Here is a 20586-nt window from a genome sequence, read left to right as displayed (position 1 = left end):
GTGTGGAAATATTTTCAACATGCTAACGGTTTGTTAGCGTTTTAATAAAACCGTGTTTTAAATAGTACTATCGGTTATTTAAATTTGTCTAGAGAAAGAGCAAAAAATAATTTTATTGCATTCTTCAAGGTGCTTTCAAAAATAGGGAGAACAGCCTTATCAAATTACATTTTCCAAAGCATCATTTTAGGAATTTTATTTTATGGCTATGGTTTTGGAATGTTTAATGGCTTTTCAAGATTTGAATTGTTAGCTATTGTTGTGGCAATTTGGACTATTCAAATCACATGTACCTATCTCTGGTTAAAGTATCACAAACAAGGGCCGTTAGAACTTCTTTGGAGAAAGCTAACCTATAATTCTTTTAATAAAAACTAATACATGCCATGGCAGAAAACAATTTAGCTAAAGTGAGTAAAACAAAGACTCTAATTGTTTTTATTCTAACCATCATTTTAGGGTATGCACTTTTTATAATTCCTGACCTATTCTTCGGGATAACAAAAATCAACGGTGGAAAAAAGGGCATTAATTTATTGTTTATGGCTTTGTTCCAGTTTTTCTCTATTACAGTTCTACTATATGTTTCACTTAAACTTTTAAAAAAAGACTTTAAGTATATCGGACTTCGATTCGTAAACCTCAAAAAGGACACGCTTTTAGGTATCGGTTTTGGCGCCTTATGGACCCTATTGCAGTTTACCTTATTAATACCAAATACTGGTGGGGCAGATCGTCTGGATATCAAAGGCATGTTGGATATGTACGATGGCAGTATAACAGGGCTTCTTTCCTTTATTGCCCTTGGCGTTATTGGTGGCGGTATCACTGAAGAGCTTTTTAACAGGGGCTATTTTATAAATGTTCTCAAAGATGTATTTAAAAATCCAAAAACCGGACTGTGGTTTTCGGCAATTTTATCCATCTTACTTTTTGCGCTAGGGCATATGCCTGTTAGTGCATTGGATTGGCTTGATATTTTGGTGCCTACAATTATGTATACGTTATTGTTTATTTCAACCAAAAGAGTAACAGCCTCTATAGTGGCACATGGTATTTATAATATGTCAGCAATTATTCTAACATATTATATGTATGCTATTTAGTATTAATCAATCAAATAATCAAAAATGAAAAAGCACTTCTAATCACTCTAATTATTTTTTCCGCTTGCAAACAGAAGAAGCGTTCGCAAAACACATCAACAGATTTAAATAACGATTCTATAGTACAAATAGAACGTATTGAAAAAAAATTGGTTCCAGTACATTACCTAAAGGATAAGGACCATAAAAAGTCAATACCCCAACTCATGCAGGAAGATAGAATCGCAGGAGTAAGTATCGCATTTTTTGATAATGGGAAAATAGCTTGGCAAAAAACATATGGGTATTCCAATCTTGCGGATTCCACAAAGGTTACCCCCAACACAGTCTTTAACGGTGCCTCTTTAAGCAAATCTGTGACCGCAATGGCTGCTTTAAATTTAGTGGATCAAGGGGTTTTAACCTTGAATGAAGACATCAACAAGTATCTTGAAGGCTGGAAAGTGCCTGACAATAAATTCACTGTACATGAAAAAGTAACCCTCAAACGACTTATTGGTCATACTGCAGGTTTTGAAAGATATGTACAGTCATCCTTTTTTCCCAATGAAGAACTTCCAACCATAGACCAGATGTTGACAGGAGAAAAACCTTCCGTTGATCCAGCTGTTTCCGTAGTATCTGTTCCCGGACAAAAACAAGTATATTCAAATCCGGGGTATTCCGTTATTGAAAAACTCATAGAAGATGTCACTGACAAAGAGTTTAATGCCGCCATCACTGAACTGATATTTGAACCATGTGATATGACCCATAGTTCATTTGAACAGCCAGTCCCGAACCACCTTTCACAGCAAATGGCTACTGGATATTCCAATGCATTGGAGCCGTACCCTTATAAATTGTTTCCGTTTAAAGCGGCCGGGGGCATTTGGACGACCCCTACCGATTTAGCAAAATTTTTATTGACAGTATTGGAAGACCATCATTCAGGTACTAATGCCATCCTGTCAAAAAGCATAACAGACAGTATATTTACTAAAACACCCACAAGATTAGGGTTTGCAAAGATTTACAACGATGAAAGCCAAGATATACTCTTTGAACACTGGGGGAGTAATTCGGGATTTACCTGCTATATGGTGACGTCACTTAATAACAAGCAAGGTGTGGTCATTATGACCAACAGCGATAACGGGATGTCCCTGATGAGTTATATCGCCAGGGCAGTCGCAGTAGCATATGATTGGGACTTTTTACAACCAACAGTGTTTGATCGCATTGCAATGGACGGGGTAGAAATGAACAAGTTCACAGGAAAATTTAAAGGAGGAAACGAAGTGTTGGAATTTGAGGTTGCTGAGGGGACCCTTCACTTTTTAAGTGCAACAGATACTACCTCAAAACTTGTTCCTGTGGCAGGGAATAAATTCATACAGTCAAATGACAACACACTTTATGAGTTCTTAAAGAATAAAGAAGGCGTAGTGAAGTATGTCCGTATGACAAAGGCAGATGGGTATAATAGCGATTACCTTAAACAATAAAAATATACAGATGAAAAGGAGGTTTTTAATTTTTGTCCTATTGCTATGGGGGGGATCGCTTGTTTCTTGTCAAGATCAAAGCAATGGCATTTCGACGATTAAAGGCCATGAGGTATCTCCCACTGATTTAGATAATTTCATTCAAAATCAAATAGATTCACTTAAAGTTGCAGGCCTGTCCGTTGCAATTATCCGTGATAACAAAATGGTTTACAACAACGCATTTGGTTTTAAAAGCCTTGCCACAAAAGAAAAATGCACTCCCGAAACACTATTTGAGGCCTGTTCGCTCTCAAAACCGGTGTTTGCATATTTTGTAATGTTACAAGTAAAAAAAGGTATCATAGATTTGGATAAACCTCTTTATGAATATTTACCAAATGACGATTTAGCAGACGATGGACGCTATAAAACAATAACTGCTCGTATGGCGTTGTGCCATGCTTCAGGTTTACCAAATTGGCGAGAAAACACCAATGGCCAACTAAAAATATTATTTCAACCTGGAGCTGAGTTCGGCTATTCGGGAGAAGGATATCAATATTTAAAAGATGTCTTAAGTCATCTTTTAAAAGTGGACGATAGGGGTCTCGATAAACTTATTCAAAACGATGTTGTCGCCCCGCTTGGTATAGACTTTATGAAATTCACTTGGGAAGATACGTATAGCTCAAAAAAAGCTTTCGGTCATAGAAACGGCGTGCCTACAGATAATGGTCCGGTTTTATTGAATGATAGAGATGATACCTTTGGAGCAGGTTATAGCCTACATACAACTTCTAGCGACTATGCTAAATTTTTGATTGGTATGATGGAACCTCATTTGCAACAAAGAAAATTTGTTGATGAAGCACTCGTGTCTCAAAACGGTATGCCTAACGAAGCAGGTGAATTACACAGAAGTATGGCTTTTCCTATCAAAAAGGTTGGAGAAAGATTGAGGTATTATCATTCTGGTAACAATGGTGATTTTAGAGCCTATTGCCATTTTTATAAAGAAAAAGGATACGGAATTGTAATGTTGAGCAATAGCGACAATTTTTTGTCATCGCGATGTGCCCAAAGAATTATAGAGTATTTGGAAGATGTGTGGTTTTATGTGTAAATAAGTAAGCCAATAAAATAAGATAACAAAAATAGCTTGGGTGGTGGCCCAAGCTATTTTTTAACTTATACGGTTTTAAGATACTGCCTCCGCAACCACCTTAAATATTCAATGACGTAAACAGTTCCGTTAATTCAGGACTAGAAGGTCTGGGTGCATCGGGGGTTACTATATTACCATTGGGATCTATTAAAATAAACCTAGGAATCCCTTTGATTTTATAATCCAAAACAAATTGCGATTGCCATCCGTTTGGTGCTAATAACTGTACGCCGCTTAGTTCTTTATCAGCTATCATAGCTTTCCAATCTTCACGGGCTTTATCCCACGAACCGCCGTGACTTCTATCGTCATCAATAGATAAGCTAACAAATTGAATATTTTTATCGTGATATTGTTTCTCTAAAGCTTTTAAGGAAGGAATCTCAGCCTTACAAGGACCACACCAAGTTGCCCAAACATCTATATAAACATATTTTCCTTTTAAATCGGACAAGGAGGTTGTGCCACCATTATAGTTTTCGTATGCCTCAAAAGTAGGCGATGGTGCGCCTTTTGGTAATTCCGTTTTTAGCGCTATAGACTCTGCTAAATACCCTTTATAATAATTTAGCATAGGGTCTATGTTTTTTGATAAACTATTAATGATAGAGGTGTCTATATCTTTATTAGCGTTGTAAAACTCGGTTAATTCGGTTTTTATTTTGCCAAACTTTGATTCTAATTCAGCCATATCCAAACGACCTAATGCGTCTAAATCTAAAAGTTCTTCCTGCATTAAGTTGTTTTCAGCCAAAAAGTTACTGTGTTCTGCACCAGTTCCTGAGTATTTTACAGATTCATCAAATTCTTTTGTATCTAAAGTCACGGTAATGTCGAAACCATTTTTTAGAAATAGGTTTGTAGATTCTTTGCCATCATAAAAGTTATAAACGCCTGTTTCGACTTTTAAGGTATCACTAAAAGTGCCATCGTCATTTACTTTAATGGTTTTAGAAAATGTACGCGATCTTACTACAACCGAATCACTGTTTTTATCAATGATTTTACCCGATAGAGCAACGTAATCTTTAGGTTCTTGCTTACATGCTATTATGGCAATGGCAGCAGTTAATAAAAGTAGTTTTTGCATGTGTTTGTCTTAAGTATTTAATGAACCCATTTTGATTTTTTTCGCTTCAATCCAAAAAGACAAGACGAGTTCAATCTCAAAAATAAATATTTAATAATTTTTAAGCCTTATTTTTGTTAAACATTAACATTTCCCTAAAGTTTATAAGTCAGTTTTTCATAAGAAACAATTTCAGGAATAATATTTAATGCATGTAATTCCTTTTGAATGGTAGTAACCGTTTTTTTGTCGATTAAACTTTGGGACCATTCGGTAATGCCTAACCATTCCTGCACATCTTGCAATTGCTGTCCGTAACGATTTGCAATGGTTCTGTCAATACTCGGGATGTCCTTAAATTCTATAGTGGTGTTATTTATAATTCTTAAAATGGTTTTTAAATCTTCCTTGTTTGATTCAATAAAATCTTCCCTAACAGCTATTACAAAACAAGGCCACGGTGTTGGGCAGTTGCCTATGCTTCTAAACGTGCCGTTATCGACCAATGGTTTGGTGGTGAATTTCTCCCACATAAAATAATCGGCAGTGCCATTAGTTAATGCTTCAACAGCACCGTTTAAATCGTTAACGACTTCAAAATTTAGATGTTTTTTTAAATCCCAACCATGGTTTTCAGCATTAATATAGGCCATTAAATGTGACCCCGAACCATATCTGCTTATAGCCGCTTTTTTTCCTTTTAAATCTTCAATGGTTTTATATGGTGCATTTTTACCAACATGAATTCCCCAATTTAAAGGTGTTTGCACAAAAGTTTGTACTATTTTGCTAGGGTTTCCGTCTATAATGTCTTTAATAATTCCTTCAGTAAGTATCACGGCAATATCGATATCTTTATTGCGGAGTGCTTTACACATAGCACCCGTGCCTTCTGGACAATCTTGCCAACGCAAATGGATACCTTCGTCTTTATATTCTCCGTTTTTTAAGGTTAAATACCAAGCCAAATTAAAATGTTCCGGTACGCCACCAATAGTTATTTGCTTCATGAAACGAATGGGTTATTAAAAGATTTTATTCAGGGTGTAAGTTATGAGATTTTCTACGGATTTTAATGGATTCTCACTAAAAGTACCATGGGCTCTATTAGCAATAATGGCATTTAACGATAGGGCATGATGGCCTAAAAGTTTTGATAGTCCATAAATAGCAGATGTTTCCATTTCTAGGTTTGTAATGCGGATGCCTTTAAAATTGAAACTATCCATCTTGCTATTTAAATCGGCATCCTGTAAAGGCAAGCGTAATATACGCCCTTGAGGGCCGTAAAAACCACCTGCCGTTGCTGTTAGCCCTTTGAAAATGGCAGCGCTTTCTAATTTGCTTTCCAATAATTTGCTGTTATTAATAACAATGGGGCGTGATTTGTTTACAGGCCAATGGCAGTGCTTAATAAAAGCATCTTCAATATCAGGATTGCCTATGCCGTTTATTTGATATGCATGCAGCATGCCATTAAGATCTAAAGCATGTGTGCTTAAAAGAAATGAATCTACTGGAATGTCTTTTTGTAAAGAACCCGACGTACCAATTCTAATAATATTAAGACTGGTAAGGACTTCTTTTGGGCTTCTTGTTTTAAGGTCTATATTGAAAAGGGCGTCTAATTCGTTTAAAACAATATCAATATTATCTGGCCCGATACCCGTTGATATCACCGAAATACGGTTGCCTTTAAAAGTTCCTGTATGGGTTTTAAACTCGCGCTTTTGTGTTTTAAACTCAATATGGTCAAAGTGTTTTGAAACTTGCCCAACCCTGTCCTGGTCACCTACAAAAATGATGGTTTTGGCAACATGTTCTGGCTTTAAATTTAAATGGTACACACTACCATCTGGATTTAGTATAAGTTCCGAAGCTTTAATTGGCATTATAAACGGTTTTTATTAATTTATTTTCCTTTTTATTGAATTGAAAATCGAACTTACTAATGCCACCAAACACCATATTGTTATCAATTTCTTTAGAAAAATTATGTTGTCCAAGCAATGCCTCATGTCCCTTTCTGTTTAATTTAATAAGGTTTTCTTCTTCTGTAAAAAAGAGGCTAAGCTTCTCTATAATTCTAGAAACCTGTAAATCACCATAGCCGTAATACCCTTGATAATTAAGCGCATAGCCTAATAGGTGGTGTCTGGATTTTATGGCAGTATTTTTAACGATTTCCAAAATATTGCGTTCCATAACATTGAGCCCGTCCTTGGTTTCGGGAAACCGCTCTACATGTGCTTTTAAACAATTACTTAAATACTTGAAAGACGACTTTTTCACAATATACGGCTTAAGTAAATTATGGTCTTTGCCACAGTAAATATGCCACACCGTAGTCGCTATATCAATATCTTCTGGCATCAGTTTAACTTTATCCCTATAATGCTTTAATAACTGACCAGCATTAAGTTCGGCTAAACCTTTTAAATTTTTGTTTCTTTCCACTTTACCGCTGCAAACCAGATAGAGTGGGAGTTTGATCTTTTTTTGTTGAATCAGGCTTATTACAGCGATCATATTGATGTGGCAAAACAAATCGTATTCAAACCATAGGATTATTTCTGAATAATTTTCTGAATGGTTCAGCTTATCCAACTCCTGTTTAATTTCAGATATTACTAAATCAATATCATAAAAAGTACTGAAAAAGTTTTTCCTAAGTTTTGAAAATTCATCTGAATATACCTGTTCTACAGTAGGGCCTTCACAAAGCATTTCTTGCCAAGTAAGTATCTCCCCTTCAATATTTAGCTCATTGAGGCGGTTGGTTAAAACGGAACCATTGGAAATATGAAGTGGAAGCTTGCCCATAAATTAGCCGCCAACACGTTTTACGTTAAACCCTTTGTCTTTTAGCATTTTCATGATTTTATCGCGATAATCGCCTTGAATAATGATTTTATCGTCCTTAAAACTACCACCAACACTTAGTTTGGTTTTTATTTCTTTTGCTAAAATTTTAAAATCTTCGGTAGCACCTGTGTAACCTTCTAAAATGGTTATGGGTTTGCCTTTGCGCTTTTCGTATTTACAAATAATAGGATCGTCTTGCATCCATATTTTTGATGTGTCCTCAGCGTCTTCTATAGGTTTTTCCTGGATATGATCCGGGAATAGGTTTCTTAATTGATCTTGTAAATCCATTTTATTGATTTATTTGTCTGTTCGAGCGCAGTCGAGAACTATCAAAACATCTCGACTGCGCTCGATGGGACAAATTAATTATTTTTTAATAAGTCCTAATTCTACCAAGCGCTCATTTAAAAATTCGCCTGCTGTAATATCGTCAAATGCTTTCGGATGGTTCTCGTCTATACAACCTTCTAAAACATCCAATTTCATAGCGCTAATAGGGTGCATGAAAAAAGGAATGGAGTAACGTGACGTTCCCCAAAGTTCACGAGGCGGATTAATAACACGGTGTATGGTAGATTTTAGCTTGTTGTTCGTGTGCCGCGATAGCATATCGCCTACATTAATCATCAATTCATCGGGTTCTGCAATGGCATCAATCCATTCGCCTTTATGGTTTTGCACCTGCAAGCCACGACCTTGCGCCCCCATGAGTAGGGTAATTAAGTTGATGTCGCCATGGGCTGCTGCACGAACCGCTTCTTTAGGTTCTTCGGTGATTGGTGGATAATGTATGGGTCTTAATATCGAATTACCGTTGTGTATGTAATCATCAAAATAGGTTTCTTTCAAACCTAGATGTAAAGCCAAAGCACGTAATACATATTTGGCCGTTTTCTCAAGCATTTTATAAGCTTCCTTGCCTACTTTGTTAAATTCAGGAAGTTCCTCAACGATGACGTTTGCAGGATAGTCTGCTGCTAATTTTGGATTATCTTCAACATACTGTCCAAAGTGCCAAAACTCCTTTAAATCGCCTTCTTTTTTGCCTTTTGCACTCTCTTTTCCAAACGACACATAGCCACGTTGACCGCCAATACCCGGGATTTCATATTTCTGTTTCGTTTCAACAGGTAAATTGAAAAAATTCTTTACTTCACTATATAATGTATCAACTAAAGTATCATTTAAAAAATGGCCTTTTAGTGCTACAAACCCAATGTCTTCATAGGCTTTCCCTATGGCATCTACAAATTTTTGTTTTCTAACAGCGTCTCCCGATGTAAAATCACTTAAATCGACACTTGGTATTATATTCATGAGGAATTATTTTAATTTGTTCTATAACAAATGTACAAAAACATTGTAAAGATTTACGCAATGAACTCCTCTTGACTTTTTGTTTTTAACCGAAAATGATATAAAATTTGTACAGATGAGGCGTTTTTTGAAAGGCATAGCAGAACTCAATGCCATTAAGTTAAGGGGAAGCGGGTCAGATTGAGCGCAGTCGAAACCTCTTTCAAGTCCTTTTTTGTTAAGCATTTCGCAAGCTGCGCTTCTATCTTCAAATAAAAATATATTTTCATTTTCGATAATGCTCAATGTGACAATTTAGAATAAACAGGCTTAACTCTTAATAACATTGAGCAGAGCTAAGGATAAAAAAGAAACGAACTATGGACGAATTTTAGCCATTCCTGCCTGCCGGTAGGCAGGTTTTAGGAAATAGAAAAAGTCAAGATGAGTTCAATGTCATTCAGATTACTTTATAAATCAATTGGTCTTTTTATGGTATATTTGATTCTATAAATACCTGATTTATGAGTAATACATCTGCTTCAAATAATATCATTTTCACTACGGATCATCTCGATACCAATATATTATTGGATTTGTACAAAGCTATTTTAAGACCCAGATTGATAGAGGAGAAGATGCTCGTTTTATTACGCCAAGGAAAAATAAGTAAATGGTTTTCTGGGATTGGGCAAGAAGCCATTGCTGTTGGTGTCACTTTAGCTTTAAATAATGATGAGTATATTCTACCCATGCACAGGAACTTAGGGGTGTTTACTACTCGAAACATCCCATTGTATAGATTGTTTGCACAATGGCAAGGTAAAGCTTCGGGGTTTACAAAAGGCAGGGATCGATCGTTTCATTTTGGAACCCAGGAATATAAAATTGTGGGGATGATTTCCCATTTAGGCCCGCAATTAGGCGTTGCCGATGGGATTGCTTTAGCTTCAAAATTAAAGAATAGCAATCAGGTTACGGCTGTTTTTACAGGTGAAGGAGGTACGAGTGAGGGCGATTTCCATGAAGCCTTAAACGTCGCTTCGGTATGGCAATTACCGGTTTTGTTTTGCGTGGAGAATAATGGCTACGGACTCTCAACACCCACAAATGAGCAGTATAATTGCCAACACATTGCCGACAAAGGCATTGGTTACGGCATGGAATCACATATTATTGACGGCAATAATATTGTAGAGGTTTATACAAAAGTTAGCGATATTGCCAACAGCGTCCGCAACAACCCCAGACCCGTTTTGTTGGAATTCAAAACTTTTAGAATGCGTGGGCACGAAGAAGCGAGTGGTACTAAGTACGTACCGCAGGAGTTGATGGACGCTTGGGCTTTAAAAGACCCTGTTGCAAATTTTGAAACATTTTTGAAGGCAGAAGGTATTTTAACCGAAACCGAAGAAGCATCAATAAAGGACGCTTTTTTAAATGAAATTAACGAACATCTACATATTGCTTTTGCGGAAGAAGCTATCATTCCTTATGAAACTATTGAATTAAATGATGTTTATCAAGAGTTTAACTATCAGAATGTTACAAATTATTCAGAATTAAAGGAAATTCGATTTATTGATGCCATTTCCGAAAGTTTAAAACAAAGTATGACACGGCATCAAGACTTGATACTTATGGGTCAAGATATCGCCGAATATGGCGGTGCTTTTAAAATAACCGAAGGTTTTGTAGAGCAATTTGGAAAAGAACGGGTGCGAAATACACCCATTTGTGAGTCGGCAATTATCGAAGCCGCTATGGGACTATCTATTGCAGGCATGAAAAGCGTGGTTGAAATGCAATTTGCAGATTTTATTTCCTCGGGTTTCAATCCTGTGGTGAATTATTTGTCAAAATCACATTACCGTTGGGGGCAAAATGCGCAGGTGGTTTTAAGAATGCCCTGCGGTGGTGGCGTTGCTGCAGGCCCGTTTCACTCACAAACAAATGAAGCTTGGTTTACCAAAACACCAGGCTTAAAGGTGGTGTATCCGGCGTTCCCCTATGACGCAAAAGGCTTATTAAACACTGCCATTAATGACCCCAATCCTGTACTGTTTTTTGAGCATAAAGCCCTGTACAGAAGCATTCGTCAAGAAGTGCCGACCGATTATTACACCTTACCTTTTGGAGAAGCGTCGTTAATTCGAGAAGGCAACGATATTACCATCATAAGCTATGGTGCCGCTGTGCATTGGGTTTTGGAAACGCTAGACAATAATGCCCATATCCAAGCAGATGTTATTGATTTACGTACACTTCAACCCTTAGATACCGAAACTATTTATGCGTCAGTCAAGAAAACAGGAAAAGCCATTATTTTGCACGAAGACACTTTGTTTGGGGGTATTGCAAGCGATATTTCCGCTTTAATAATGGAACACTGTTTTGAGTATTTGGATGCTCCCGTAAAACGTGTTGGAAGCCTAGAGACACCTGTTCCTTTTGCCCCGCAATTAGAAACGCAATACTTACCTAAGAATAGATTTGACATAGCATTAAACGAACTCATCAACTATTGAACTAGTTTGTTAACTAAATGTTAACTAAATGACTGATTGAATGCGGTTTAAAGTGAAAAAGTGTCAGTTTTTCTGAAATTTTTTCAGTTTATTTCGCTTGGCATTTTATTTGTTTTATAGTTGTAAAATTATTGTTTAACTTAAAATATTTAATTATGAGTACTTTAATTCCAACAGTAAAAAATGACACTAAAAGGTCAGCAGAAACTAATTTTAATTTGTTACCAAGTTTACCGTCTTGGTTTGATGATATACTTGGTAAAGGGTTAGGAACCGAATTTATGTCTAACTTTAATACAGGCATCACTTTGCCAGCAGTAAATGTTATTAATTCTGATAATGAATTTATAATAGATATGGCGGTTCCCGGACTGAAAAAATCTGACTTTGAAATCAATATCGATAACAATGTGTTATCCATAGGTGTGGAAGCCAAAACAGAAAATAACGAAAAAAGTGAAAACTACACCCGTAGAGAATTTGGATACTCTTCATTTAAGAGAACTTTTACCATTCCAGATTCTGTAAACGCAGATAAAATTTCAGCAGATTATACAGATGGTATTTTAAAAGTCCATCTCCCAAAAAGAGATGAAGCCAAGAGGAAACCTGTGAAACAAATTAAAATTTCTTAAGAGAAAGAGGGCTTTAAGCCCTCTTTTTTTATTGATATACTCGGATTCGTAGCTAATTTGTATCTTTAAAACCTAAAATGGTCGTATGCGCAAAAAGATGTCCATAATCTTGTTTTTGCTTTTTTTACTAAGTTGTAAAAAAGCAGAAATACCTTTTGAAGAATATTACACCTGGCACAAGCTTAAGGTTACGGCATCGGCATATAATTCATTAAAAAACCAAACCGACTCCAATCCACATATTACCGCATTTGGAGATAGTTTAAAACCCGGTCTGAATTATATAGCTGTTTCCAGGGATTTGTATAGAAAAGGCTTAAAACATAACACGCCCGTAAAAATAAAAGGATTCGACAGTATCTTTTTTGTAAAAGACCGTATGCACCCACGCTGGAAAAACAAAATTGATATTTATATGGGTGTCGATGTCAAAGCAGCAAAACAATGGGGCAGAAAAAAGGTATCCATTTCCTATGGCGTATTGAAACCTCTTGATAGTGTTAGTAGGCGGTAGGCAGTAAGCAGTAGACAGTGGGCAGTGGGCAGTGGGTCGTAGAAGGTAGGCTGCTATGTAAAATTTGAAACATCGCATTATATTATGACACAAAAAAAGCTATAATTAATTTTACTTAAATATAGCTTCTTTTATTTACTACTTTTATTATGCTGTGTTATTTTGTTTCAGCTTCTATAAGCGTAAAAGGATAGGCTTCCCTAACTTTTTTTATTTCTTCATTCGATAAGTTATCTGATGGCTTTTTGAGTATGTTTTCTGAATATGTATTTCTTAGTTCGTAATAGGCTTTTGTCAATTCGTTTTGTACAGCAATAAATTGCCTGTAAGAGGTCTGTGGTCCGTTTTGTAAAGAAACAACAGCCACTTTCGGATTGTTTGATGCATCCAAGGATTGCTCGCCCGCACAATAGGCACAACTGCCATCTCCATTATTGTCTATAAAGTTTTTGGTCAGGTCTTTTAAGGCTTCAATTGAAACGATGTCATTTTCAACCATAATCTCATCATCATTGTTAATGACAATCCGCAAAATATTCCGTTCGTTAACAGGACTTGTGCAATCTATTCCTGGCGGACAGGCTTCGGGCATCACCCGACTAATTCCTTCGTCTGAAGAAATGGTCGCAGTAACCAAAAAGAAGATGAGTAATAAAAATGCAATGTCTGCCATAGAACCTGCATTTACTTCGGGCATTAATTTTGAATGTCTCATGTGTATGGATTTAGATGTTAATGTCATGAATGCCTCACAAAAACAATACCATAAGTATTACATTGCTAGAATTTTGAATGATGTAGTTGAGAATAAGTGATTGAAAATAGAGAATAGACAATAAAGAATGAAAAGAAATGGCAGCCATATCTAAGGGTGGTTTGTAACAAATTAGAAAAACTTCAAACTTTGTAAATTGTGGTTTTAATAAAATAATAAAAGGGCTATCTAAATTTAGATAGCCCTTTACTCACTACTCAATTTATAATTTATTTACGAGGAATAATATCGATTATTACCGTTCTGTTGTAAAAACGTTCCTCAGGGTGTTTGTTATTGAACTGTGACAGGTTTGGCTCTTCACCAAATCCATGCACTTCAAAAGTCACATCTGTTCTGCCTGTTTTTGCCAAGGCTTGCTTGATAATTGCATGCACGTCATTTGCGCGTGCTACAGACAATTTTTGGTTGTAAGCGGCATCGCCTATCACATCTGTATGGCCGTGGATAATTACTTTTCCGCTGGTTGGTATCTTTGGTGTAACCACTTCCGTAAGATACGTATTATACATCGCTATTGATTCGGAATCATTGAAGTTATAAGGCACGCTAAAACGCATGGCTTCTTCATTTTTAGAAGGCGTCCAAAGAACCATTTTGGTTGAGGTTTCTTTAACGACAGTTAAGCCTTCTTTTGTAATTCCTGTCATTTTCACGTTGTAAACACCTTCAGGTCGTGTGCCCATTATTGTTTTACCGGGAATAGTCACCACATCTTGTGTATAAGGTCCAAAGTTTTGTTTTTTACCATTATCATCTTCTATTTCCAATGTCCACGATGTAAAAGCATCTGCTCCACCTTCATTTTTAAAGGAAACATAACTTTCAACAGGTGCTTCCTGTACGTTTACAATTTTTACCGGTTTCAACGGGGCATCTGGGCCACTATGGAACTCTATTAACAATGCAGGTGAATTACTTTCTATCGAAACCCTTCGGTCTCCCTGACGTAGTAATTCAAGTTCTTCAGTAGCGCCCGGTTGTTCTGATGGGATTTTTGGTTTATTGCGACCTTCTGTAGTTATTCTGGAACCAGCAATAGCGAAAACATCGGTTAAATAACCCTTTACGGATTCAGCCATTGTTTTTGCATCATCAATTCCTTTTTCAGAAGAACCAACAAGTTTTATATTGGTGCCGGGATTTTTTACCATACGGTCACCAAGTATATTCAATATATTATAATATACAACCATTTGCCTTTCAGATCTTCCTGAAAGATTCGCAGGAGTGAATAATTGAACATTTTCTTCCTTAAAATCCTTTACGTCTTCCTTTTTCAATAGCACATAACGGTTCGGGATCTCTGTAGAGCCTAAATCGAAGAATACATAATTAATTACTGGAAACGTTTCTACTACAGTACGCTCTGAAGGAATATTTTCCGGGGCATTAACAGTAAAATTAACTTTTGAATCTATAATTTCCACATCATCTTCCTCTTCTTCGATAGTTGTATTTTTGCCTATTCCAAACTTAAGAATAGCACCTGCCCTGATGGTTGTGATATTCCAAGTTTCCGTAGATCTTGGTGACTGACCAAAATAGGGGTGGAATGCAACAAAAGGAGAAAGTACAAATTGAGTTTTGTTGTTTTGGGATGAAAGCGGGATGTCATATCCAGCACCAATTTGCATGGATATAATGGTGTTTTTTACTTCGCTAAAATCTCCTGTTTCTTCTGGTAACATTACCTGTTCAGGGAAAGCTGGGTTTGGATGCAACTGATAGGTAAACGATTTATCCATATTGAAAGCCAAACGTGGGCCGGCATATAAATAAAAATCATTTCTAAAAGGAGTAAAACGCAAACTTGGCTCTATAGTTAAGTAGCTGAGGTTGGTTGACAGGTCCATTGGGCAATTACATACAGATAATGTCTCGTCAAATTCCCCTTTTCGGCTGTCTAAGCCAAACTGTAACATCATACCCCATAAAGAACCAGGACGATAATATTCAATAGAAGGAGCAAGAAAAAGTCCTACACCAAAACCGTCACCAAACGCTGCAGGTACAGTTAAGTCAGCATTCAATTGCTGTGTACTACCTTGGTAGAAGTTGAAATTGGCTCCTGCAGCAACACCAAACCACCATGATGGTTTGGTAAATGTATCTTGTTCCTGTGCCTGTAGCGGCGCTTGAATCATGGCTATTATAAACGTAATTAAAACAGCGCTTTTTAGATTTAGTGTATAAGTGGACCAAACGTTGCCTAATCCCTTTTTTATATTATATTTTGTTTTCATGTTTCTAGGTAGTATTAAGGTCTGTAAATAAAGTTTGTACTAGTCAAAGTCACTGCTCCATTGCTGCAAAGCATTCTTCCCACAGCTTGTGAATAAGCATTCATGGTAACTGAAGTCAATGCAAGAACATTACCTTTAAATGACGTATAATCGCCTATTACAGCTGAGCTTCCCACTTGCCAAATAATATTTTTTGCCTGTGCACCACCTATTAGGATAACGTTACCACCGGCCGGTGATGGATATGGAGAACCTCCTACTGTAGTAAAATCACTTGCTATCTGGAAAATCCATTCTGCATTAGGATCACCTTGCCCATCAAGGGTTAGATTTCCATTTTGTATCATCAATGTTGAATTTGATTTGTAAATACCAGGAGGCAGTGTTTGACCACCTAAATCTCCTGCTACAGTAGCTGGTGCAGGTGAAGTTGCTCCCTCTGCAGCCAGATAGGCTGCGGTAAGGTCATCTTTAGCTTGTAATAACATAGCAGGTACGGGGTCTGCATCATCAGCTGCATAAAAATCACCATTGAATATAAGTCCTGGACCACCATCTACATCAAAAAAGCCTGTTATTGAAGATCTAGCACCGGGATATATACCTATATCCAAATCATGTATTTCACTTGGTCCTGCATTATTGCTTACAGCTACTCCAGAGATTATACCAAAACGTTCTACAGAGCCTAAATCAATCGTTGGTTCAAAGGGTGTTCCAGCTGTAGTAAATTCCCATTCATAATTATTTGCTAACGGAATACCTGCTACATTGGTGGCTCCCGTTGTAATAGTAGCCTTGTATAAAGTACCTGGCAAAAGATCAACTGAAGGAACAAAAGAGGCCGTTAAAGCGTTATAACTTATTGTACCTGTTATAAAATTTGTCCCTTCCTGTAAAGTGAAAGTGGTTTCATCTATAGTGGCCAGATCCATTGGCTCGCTAAACGTTGCTGTGATTGTTTTATCAAGTGCTACGTCTATTTCATTGTCTTCAGGATCTGTGGAAATCACCATAGGTGATATCAAGGTTCCTGTGGTGAAGCTCCACTCATAATTGTTTTCCAAGGATATACCTGTGGTATTGGTTGCATCTGTAGTTATTGTTACAGAATATAGCGTATTTGCATCAAGGTTTGCCGAAGGGGTAAAAGTAGCTGTAACATCATTATAGGTTACTACTCCAGTTATAGCTGTAGAACCGTCCATTAAAATAAAACTTGTTTCATTTATAGTGAGTGGATCCATTTGCTGGCTAAATGTTGCGGTGATTATCGTATTTATTACAACATCTGTTTCATTATCTTCAGGATTAGTGGAGATGACCATTGGTGAGACAGTTGCACCAGTACTGAATGTCCAAACATACTCTTCCTGTAGGGCATTGCCATTAAGATCCTTTACTGAAGTTTTTATCCTTCCGGTGTATGTTGTGCTTATTTCCAGAGGAGCTGCTGGTGTAAAGGTTGCAGTAAATCCATTATACGTTACAGTACCTGTAATAGCTGCTCCCGACTCAATAATAAAAGATGCCTCTGTTATAGTTGTGGGGTTCATTTCCACATTGAAGGTCACTGTTATAACCTGGGAAAGCGGTACATTAGTAGCATCATTTTCCGGATTGGTTGCTATAACCAGAGGGCATATTCCAATGGTTTCTATAAAATCGTCTTTCTCGCAAGCTGCAAAAAGGACAAGCATTATTAATGTGAAAATTGATAATGGTTTAAATGTTTTCATTTATTAATGGGATTTAAAAGCATCCGTAGTAAACGGAATAGGCTTGGGGTTATTTATGGGGCAAAGGTGATTTTTTAAAACAGTAAAAGAGTTACATAATTAAAAGTAAAGATTGCAATATTCATACATTTAATATGACTGGAGATCCTATAACGCATTGTTATATGTACGGTGTCTATCTTCATACATCATGTATGGTGATAATACCTTAAACGAATTATTTTGAGTGGAATGAAGTGGTAGAAAGAGGAAAACAGTAAAAAAAACTACTGTATCGATTACTAAGTGAACTGATAGAATATTAAAGGTCTTCAATATTTTCCTTGCGTTTTTCTTTTAGTTTTTTGTAAAAACTAGGAGTAAGCCCGGTTACTTTTTTGAACTGATTAGAAAGAGCACCCACACTGCTATAATTGAGCTTCTGGGAAATTTCAGTAAGGTTTAGCTCGTCATAGATAATCAGTTCTTTGACCCTTTCAATTTTATGGAGGAGAATGAATTGTTCGATAGTGATTCCTTGATTTTCTGAAAAAGTATTAGCGAGATACGTGTAATTGTAATCCAGTTTTTCACTTAGGTAATTGGAGAATTTAATTTTTAGAATTTCATCTGAATGATGAATCATTGTAATGATTACATTTTTTATTTTTTCAATAAGCATGGCTCGCTTGTCATCCATTAATAAAAGCCCTGATTTCAATAACAAAGATTTTAGTTGCTCTCGCTGCCTGTCAGATATCTCCTCTAGAATATTCACTTCCCCTAGATCTACTGTTACATAATTCAAACCGAGGGCTTTTAACTTCTCTTTCACTATCATCTTGCAGCGATTACTAACCATGTATTTAATATATAATTTCATTCAGGGCATTTAATGAAAGCTAATATAAACAAGTTTTTTTAATCTCAATCACTCCAGATATTACAGGTGATTTTTTAAAGTAATTAGTTTTAAAAGAGAAGACGTTCGATAAGATAAATTCTTTTTATAATTGTAGGTTTTAGTTGGCTTTTTGTTTATTTAATCAAATATAGATAGACAATAGATAATAAAAAATAGGAGGATAGAGAGATAGACAAGAAAGTACGCTTCCTCTTGCCGTCACAAAGCCGAGCCTAGCCGTAGTCATACGTTAGTGGGCAATAAACAATAATCAATAAAAAATAAACAATAGAGAACGGAACGGTTTTTGTTAAATGATTGTAAAATATAGTGGCATATAAAGGTGTTTTTAAGATAAAAAAATATCTTTGATAAATAATTAAGCCATTAATTAGTATAAACCCAAAACTATTTTATAAAACTGATGAAGTTATTTTTATCATTTTTTATGTTATTAACGGCCACGTTTTTTGCTAACGCCCAAATAGATAGTAAAAATAAATCTACAGCTATTCCTGCGGTTGAAAGTAAAAAGGAAACCGATGACACCCCTAAAATAGCGCCTTCACAACCCAATACCACAAACAATACGACTTTTGGGAGTTTAAATGTACCCAATTTATCAACGGGCATGGAAACACCTAAAAAAGAGTTTTCATTGTTTGGCGAGAAATTCGGGAATCCTGGCGAACTTTACCAAAAGCAACTGGATGAACAGTTAGCAAACACCAAGTTAAGTCCTGAAGAAGTCGAACAACGTAACGGTAGTTTAACCGACCAATACTTTGGTGATTTTAAAAGTAAAGCAAAATTTGTTAATGTTGCATACCGTGATCACGGCTATGTAGATGGCGATTTAATACAGGTATTAGTCAATGACGATGTGGTACAAGCTAGGGTCTTTTTAAACGGAGGCTTTAGTGGCTTTAAACTCGATTTACAAAAAGGCTTTAATAAAATAGACTTTTTAGCCTTAAACCAAGGAGAATCTGGACCAAACACCGCAGAATTTAAAGTGGTTGATGATATGGGTAATTTGGTTTCGGCAAACCGCTGGAATCTTGCTACCGGTGTAAAAGCTACCATTATTATTGTGAAGGAATGAAGCTAAAAAGTAAACTGTAATGTCAGTTTGAGCGCAGTCGAAAACCTTATTAGTCAGATTGCCAAAGCATTTAGCAAGCTGCGCTTTTTCTTCAAATAAAAAATATATTTTCGTTTTCGATAATGCTCAATATATTTACTTCTAAATAACTTCTTAAGAAACTATCTTATCAATCAACCGCAATTCATCCTCGGTAAAACTCAAGTTGTCCAACACTTTTACATTTTCTTTTAATTGATTGGCAGAACTGGCTCCAATTAAAACCGATGCAACCTGTGGCTGTCTTAAAATCCAAGCAATAGCCATTTGTGATAGTTTTTGACCTCGCTCTTGTGCGATAGCATCCAAAAGCTGTACTTTCTCCAAGTTACTGGTTACGGTATCGATATTCAAATAGGTTAAATTCCTAGCGGCTCTGGAATCTGTGGGTATGCCTTTTAAATATTTATCGGTAAGCATGCCTTGCGCCAATGGTGAAAAGGCGATGCATCCTACACCATTTTGTTCCAAAGTATTTAAAAGACCATCTTCAACCCATCTATCAAACATCGAATAGCGAGCCTGGTGGAGTATAAACGGCACATTTAAACGCTTTAAAATAGCGGCAGCTTCTTGGGTGTCTTTAGGTTGGTAATTGGAAATACCCACATATAAGGCTTTTCCTTGATGTACTATATCTGCCAACGCACCCATGGTTTCTTCTAAAGGTGTATTAGGGTCTGGTCTGTGGTGGTAAAAAATATCTACATAGTCCAAGCCCATACGTTTCAGGCTTTGGTCCAAGCTCGATATTAAATATTTTCTGGAACCCCAATTACCATAAGGTCCGGGCCACATATCGTAACCTGCTTTGCTGGCTATAAACAATTCATCTCTATAACTTTTGAAATCTTTTTTAAAGATGGTTCCAAAATTTTCTTCCGCAGAACCATACGGAGGGCCATAATTATTTGCCAAATCAAAATGGGTAATCCCCAAATCGAAAGCACATCTTAAGATCGCTCTGCCATTTTGGATGCTATCAACAAATCCGAAATTATGCCATAATCCAAGTGATAGGGCAGGTAAAAGCACGCCGCTTTTTCCGGCTCTATTGTAGGTCATGGTTTCATAGCGTTGTGAATCGGCTAAATATTCTTTTGCTTCAGATTTATCGTTGATTTGCATAGTTTGAAAAATTACAGATGG

19 protein-coding genes are annotated in these 20586 nt (G+C 36.5%); 8 read left to right on the top strand and 11 right to left on the bottom strand.

All coding sequences use genetic code 11. From position 1 onward, the window contains the following. The first annotated feature begins 84 nt into the window (after positions 1–84). The 4 genes from CJ739_RS17400 to CJ739_RS17385 all read left to right on the top strand — a co-directional run bounded on the left by CJ739_RS17400 (position 85) and on the right by CJ739_RS17385 (position 3698). Positions 85–378 carry a DUF418 domain-containing protein gene (locus CJ739_RS17400; RefSeq protein WP_162880260.1) on the top strand — a complete coding sequence of 98 codons (294 nt, stop codon included), beginning with the start codon at positions 85–87 and terminating at the stop codon, positions 376–378. An 8-nt stretch (positions 379–386) separates the two neighbouring features. Beyond that, a complete protein-coding gene (locus CJ739_RS17395) occupies positions 387–1106 on the top strand; it encodes a CPBP family intramembrane glutamic endopeptidase (RefSeq protein ID WP_117177619.1) in 720 nt (239 codons plus the stop codon). A 149-nt stretch (positions 1107–1255) separates the two neighbouring features. Continuing rightward, complete coding sequence (locus CJ739_RS17390; protein WP_236951540.1) at positions 1256–2593, top strand: serine hydrolase domain-containing protein; 1338 nt, start codon at positions 1256–1258, stop codon at positions 2591–2593. 10 nt (positions 2594–2603) lie between these two features. Next, positions 2604–3698, top strand: a complete 1095-nt coding sequence (locus tag CJ739_RS17385) for a serine hydrolase domain-containing protein (RefSeq protein ID WP_236951539.1) — start codon at positions 2604–2606, stop codon at positions 3696–3698. 100 nt (positions 3699–3798) lie between these two features. Here the strand turns inward: CJ739_RS17385 and CJ739_RS17380 are convergent, their stop codons facing one another. From CJ739_RS17380 to CJ739_RS17355, 6 genes are all read right to left on the bottom strand, one after another. Beyond that, a complete protein-coding gene (locus tag CJ739_RS17380) occupies positions 3799–4830 on the bottom strand; it encodes a TlpA family protein disulfide reductase (RefSeq protein ID WP_117177614.1) in 1032 nt (343 codons plus the stop codon). Positions 4831–4964: 134 nt separating this feature from the next. Next, entirely contained in the window at positions 4965–5819 is an 855-nt protein-coding gene (locus tag CJ739_RS17375) for a substrate-binding domain-containing protein (protein ID WP_117177612.1), read from the bottom strand. A gap of 15 nt (positions 5820–5834) precedes the next feature. Continuing rightward, entirely contained in the window at positions 5835–6701 is an 867-nt protein-coding gene (locus tag CJ739_RS17370; RefSeq protein ID WP_117177609.1) for a nucleoside phosphorylase, read from the bottom strand. Then, positions 6691–7632 (bottom strand): DUF1835 domain-containing protein, encoded by a 942-nt coding sequence (locus CJ739_RS17365; protein ID WP_117177607.1) that lies wholly within the window; start codon positions 7630–7632, stop codon positions 6691–6693. The genes CJ739_RS17370 and CJ739_RS17365 overlap by 11 nt, the downstream gene beginning before the upstream one ends. 3 nt (positions 7633–7635) lie before the next feature. Then, positions 7636–7965 (bottom strand): translation initiation factor, encoded by a 330-nt coding sequence (locus CJ739_RS17360; protein ID WP_117177605.1) that lies wholly within the window; start codon positions 7963–7965, stop codon positions 7636–7638. 78 nt (positions 7966–8043) lie between these two features. After that, the gene (locus tag CJ739_RS17355; RefSeq protein ID WP_117177603.1) at positions 8044–8994 is read right to left on the bottom strand and encodes an isopenicillin N synthase family dioxygenase; all 951 of its coding nucleotides are present in this window, start codon (positions 8992–8994) and stop codon (positions 8044–8046) included. A gap of 503 nt (positions 8995–9497) precedes the next feature. Between CJ739_RS17355 and CJ739_RS17345 the strand changes: the two genes are divergently transcribed. From CJ739_RS17345 to CJ739_RS17335, 3 genes are all read left to right on the top strand, one after another. Next, positions 9498–11501 (top strand): alpha-ketoacid dehydrogenase subunit alpha/beta, encoded by a 2004-nt coding sequence (locus tag CJ739_RS17345; RefSeq protein ID WP_117177599.1) that lies wholly within the window; start codon positions 9498–9500, stop codon positions 11499–11501. Between the two features lie 155 nt (positions 11502–11656). Further along, the gene (locus CJ739_RS17340) at positions 11657–12136 is read left to right on the top strand and encodes an Hsp20/alpha crystallin family protein (RefSeq protein WP_117177597.1); all 480 of its coding nucleotides are present in this window, start codon (positions 11657–11659) and stop codon (positions 12134–12136) included. Between the two features lie 85 nt (positions 12137–12221). Further along, positions 12222–12650, top strand: coding sequence for a 3D domain-containing protein (locus CJ739_RS17335; protein WP_236951538.1), 429 nt, complete (start codon positions 12222–12224; stop codon positions 12648–12650). A 157-nt stretch (positions 12651–12807) separates the two neighbouring features. Here the strand turns inward: CJ739_RS17335 and CJ739_RS17330 are convergent, their stop codons facing one another. The 4 genes from CJ739_RS17330 to CJ739_RS17315 all read right to left on the bottom strand — a co-directional run bounded on the left by CJ739_RS17330 (position 12808) and on the right by CJ739_RS17315 (position 18272). Beyond that, positions 12808–13365 carry an ExbD/TolR family protein gene (locus tag CJ739_RS17330; RefSeq protein WP_117179092.1) on the bottom strand — a complete coding sequence of 186 codons (558 nt, stop codon included), beginning with the start codon at positions 13363–13365 and terminating at the stop codon, positions 12808–12810. Between the two features lie 269 nt (positions 13366–13634). Next, a complete protein-coding gene (locus CJ739_RS17325) occupies positions 13635–15671 on the bottom strand; it encodes an outer membrane beta-barrel protein (protein WP_117177595.1) in 2037 nt (678 codons plus the stop codon). Positions 15672–15685: 14 nt separating this feature from the next. Continuing rightward, complete coding sequence (locus CJ739_RS17320) at positions 15686–17410, bottom strand: Ig-like domain-containing protein (protein ID WP_117177593.1); 1725 nt, start codon at positions 17408–17410, stop codon at positions 15686–15688. A gap of 301 nt (positions 17411–17711) precedes the next feature. Continuing rightward, complete coding sequence (locus tag CJ739_RS17315) at positions 17712–18272, bottom strand: helix-turn-helix domain-containing protein (protein WP_117177591.1); 561 nt, start codon at positions 18270–18272, stop codon at positions 17712–17714. A 445-nt stretch (positions 18273–18717) separates the two neighbouring features. On the opposite strand from CJ739_RS17315, the gene CJ739_RS17310 reads away from it, so the two are divergent. Beyond that, complete coding sequence (locus CJ739_RS17310; protein WP_236951537.1) at positions 18718–19398, top strand: hypothetical protein; 681 nt, start codon at positions 18718–18720, stop codon at positions 19396–19398. Positions 19399–19551: 153 nt separating this feature from the next. On the opposite strand, the gene mgrA is transcribed toward CJ739_RS17310, so the two are convergent. Beyond that, on the bottom strand, positions 19552–20565 hold the full coding sequence (gene mgrA / locus CJ739_RS17305) for an L-glyceraldehyde 3-phosphate reductase (protein WP_117177587.1): 1014 nt from the start codon (positions 20563–20565) through the stop codon (positions 19552–19554). Positions 20566–20586 lie beyond the last annotated feature (21 nt).

Origin of the sequence: Mariniflexile sp. TRM1-10 (assembly GCF_003425985.1) — a bacterium.
Classification (GTDB): Bacteria; Bacteroidota; Bacteroidia; order Flavobacteriales; family Flavobacteriaceae; genus Mariniflexile.
This window is presented reverse-complemented; position numbering and strand designations above follow the sequence as displayed.

Excerpts from the sequence above, each read along its gene's own strand:
- CJ739_RS17335 (WP_236951538.1), top strand. The coding sequence starts at position 12,222 with ATGCGCAAAAAGATGTCCATAATCTTGTTTTTGCTTTTTTTACTAAGT.
- CJ739_RS17325 (WP_117177595.1), bottom strand. The coding sequence starts at position 15,671 with ATGAAAACAAAATATAATATAAAAAAGGGATTAGGCAACGTTTGGTCC.
- CJ739_RS17370 (WP_117177609.1), bottom strand. The coding sequence starts at position 6,701 with ATGCCAATTAAAGCTTCGGAACTTATACTAAATCCAGATGGTAGTGTG.
- CJ739_RS17385 (WP_236951539.1), top strand. The coding sequence starts at position 2,604 with ATGAAAAGGAGGTTTTTAATTTTTGTCCTATTGCTATGGGGGGGATCG.
- CJ739_RS17375 (WP_117177612.1), bottom strand. The coding sequence starts at position 5,819 with ATGAAGCAAATAACTATTGGTGGCGTACCGGAACATTTTAATTTGGCT.
- CJ739_RS17340 (WP_117177597.1), top strand. The coding sequence starts at position 11,657 with ATGAGTACTTTAATTCCAACAGTAAAAAATGACACTAAAAGGTCAGCA.
- CJ739_RS17355 (WP_117177603.1), bottom strand. The coding sequence starts at position 8,994 with ATGAATATAATACCAAGTGTCGATTTAAGTGATTTTACATCGGGAGAC.
- CJ739_RS17365 (WP_117177607.1), bottom strand. The coding sequence starts at position 7,632 with ATGGGCAAGCTTCCACTTCATATTTCCAATGGTTCCGTTTTAACCAAC.
- CJ739_RS17320 (WP_117177593.1), bottom strand. The coding sequence starts at position 17,410 with ATGAAAACATTTAAACCATTATCAATTTTCACATTAATAATGCTTGTC.
- CJ739_RS17310 (WP_236951537.1), top strand. The coding sequence starts at position 18,718 with ATGAAGTTATTTTTATCATTTTTTATGTTATTAACGGCCACGTTTTTT.
- CJ739_RS17360 (WP_117177605.1), bottom strand. The coding sequence starts at position 7,965 with ATGGATTTACAAGATCAATTAAGAAACCTATTCCCGGATCATATCCAG.
- CJ739_RS17315 (WP_117177591.1), bottom strand. The coding sequence starts at position 18,272 with ATGAAATTATATATTAAATACATGGTTAGTAATCGCTGCAAGATGATA.
- CJ739_RS17395 (WP_117177619.1), top strand. The coding sequence starts at position 387 with ATGGCAGAAAACAATTTAGCTAAAGTGAGTAAAACAAAGACTCTAATT.
- CJ739_RS17380 (WP_117177614.1), bottom strand. The coding sequence starts at position 4,830 with ATGCAAAAACTACTTTTATTAACTGCTGCCATTGCCATAATAGCATGT.
- mgrA (WP_117177587.1), bottom strand. The coding sequence starts at position 20,565 with ATGCAAATCAACGATAAATCTGAAGCAAAAGAATATTTAGCCGATTCA.
- CJ739_RS17330 (WP_117179092.1), bottom strand. The coding sequence starts at position 13,365 with ATGAGACATTCAAAATTAATGCCCGAAGTAAATGCAGGTTCTATGGCA.
- CJ739_RS17345 (WP_117177599.1), top strand. The coding sequence starts at position 9,498 with ATGAGTAATACATCTGCTTCAAATAATATCATTTTCACTACGGATCAT.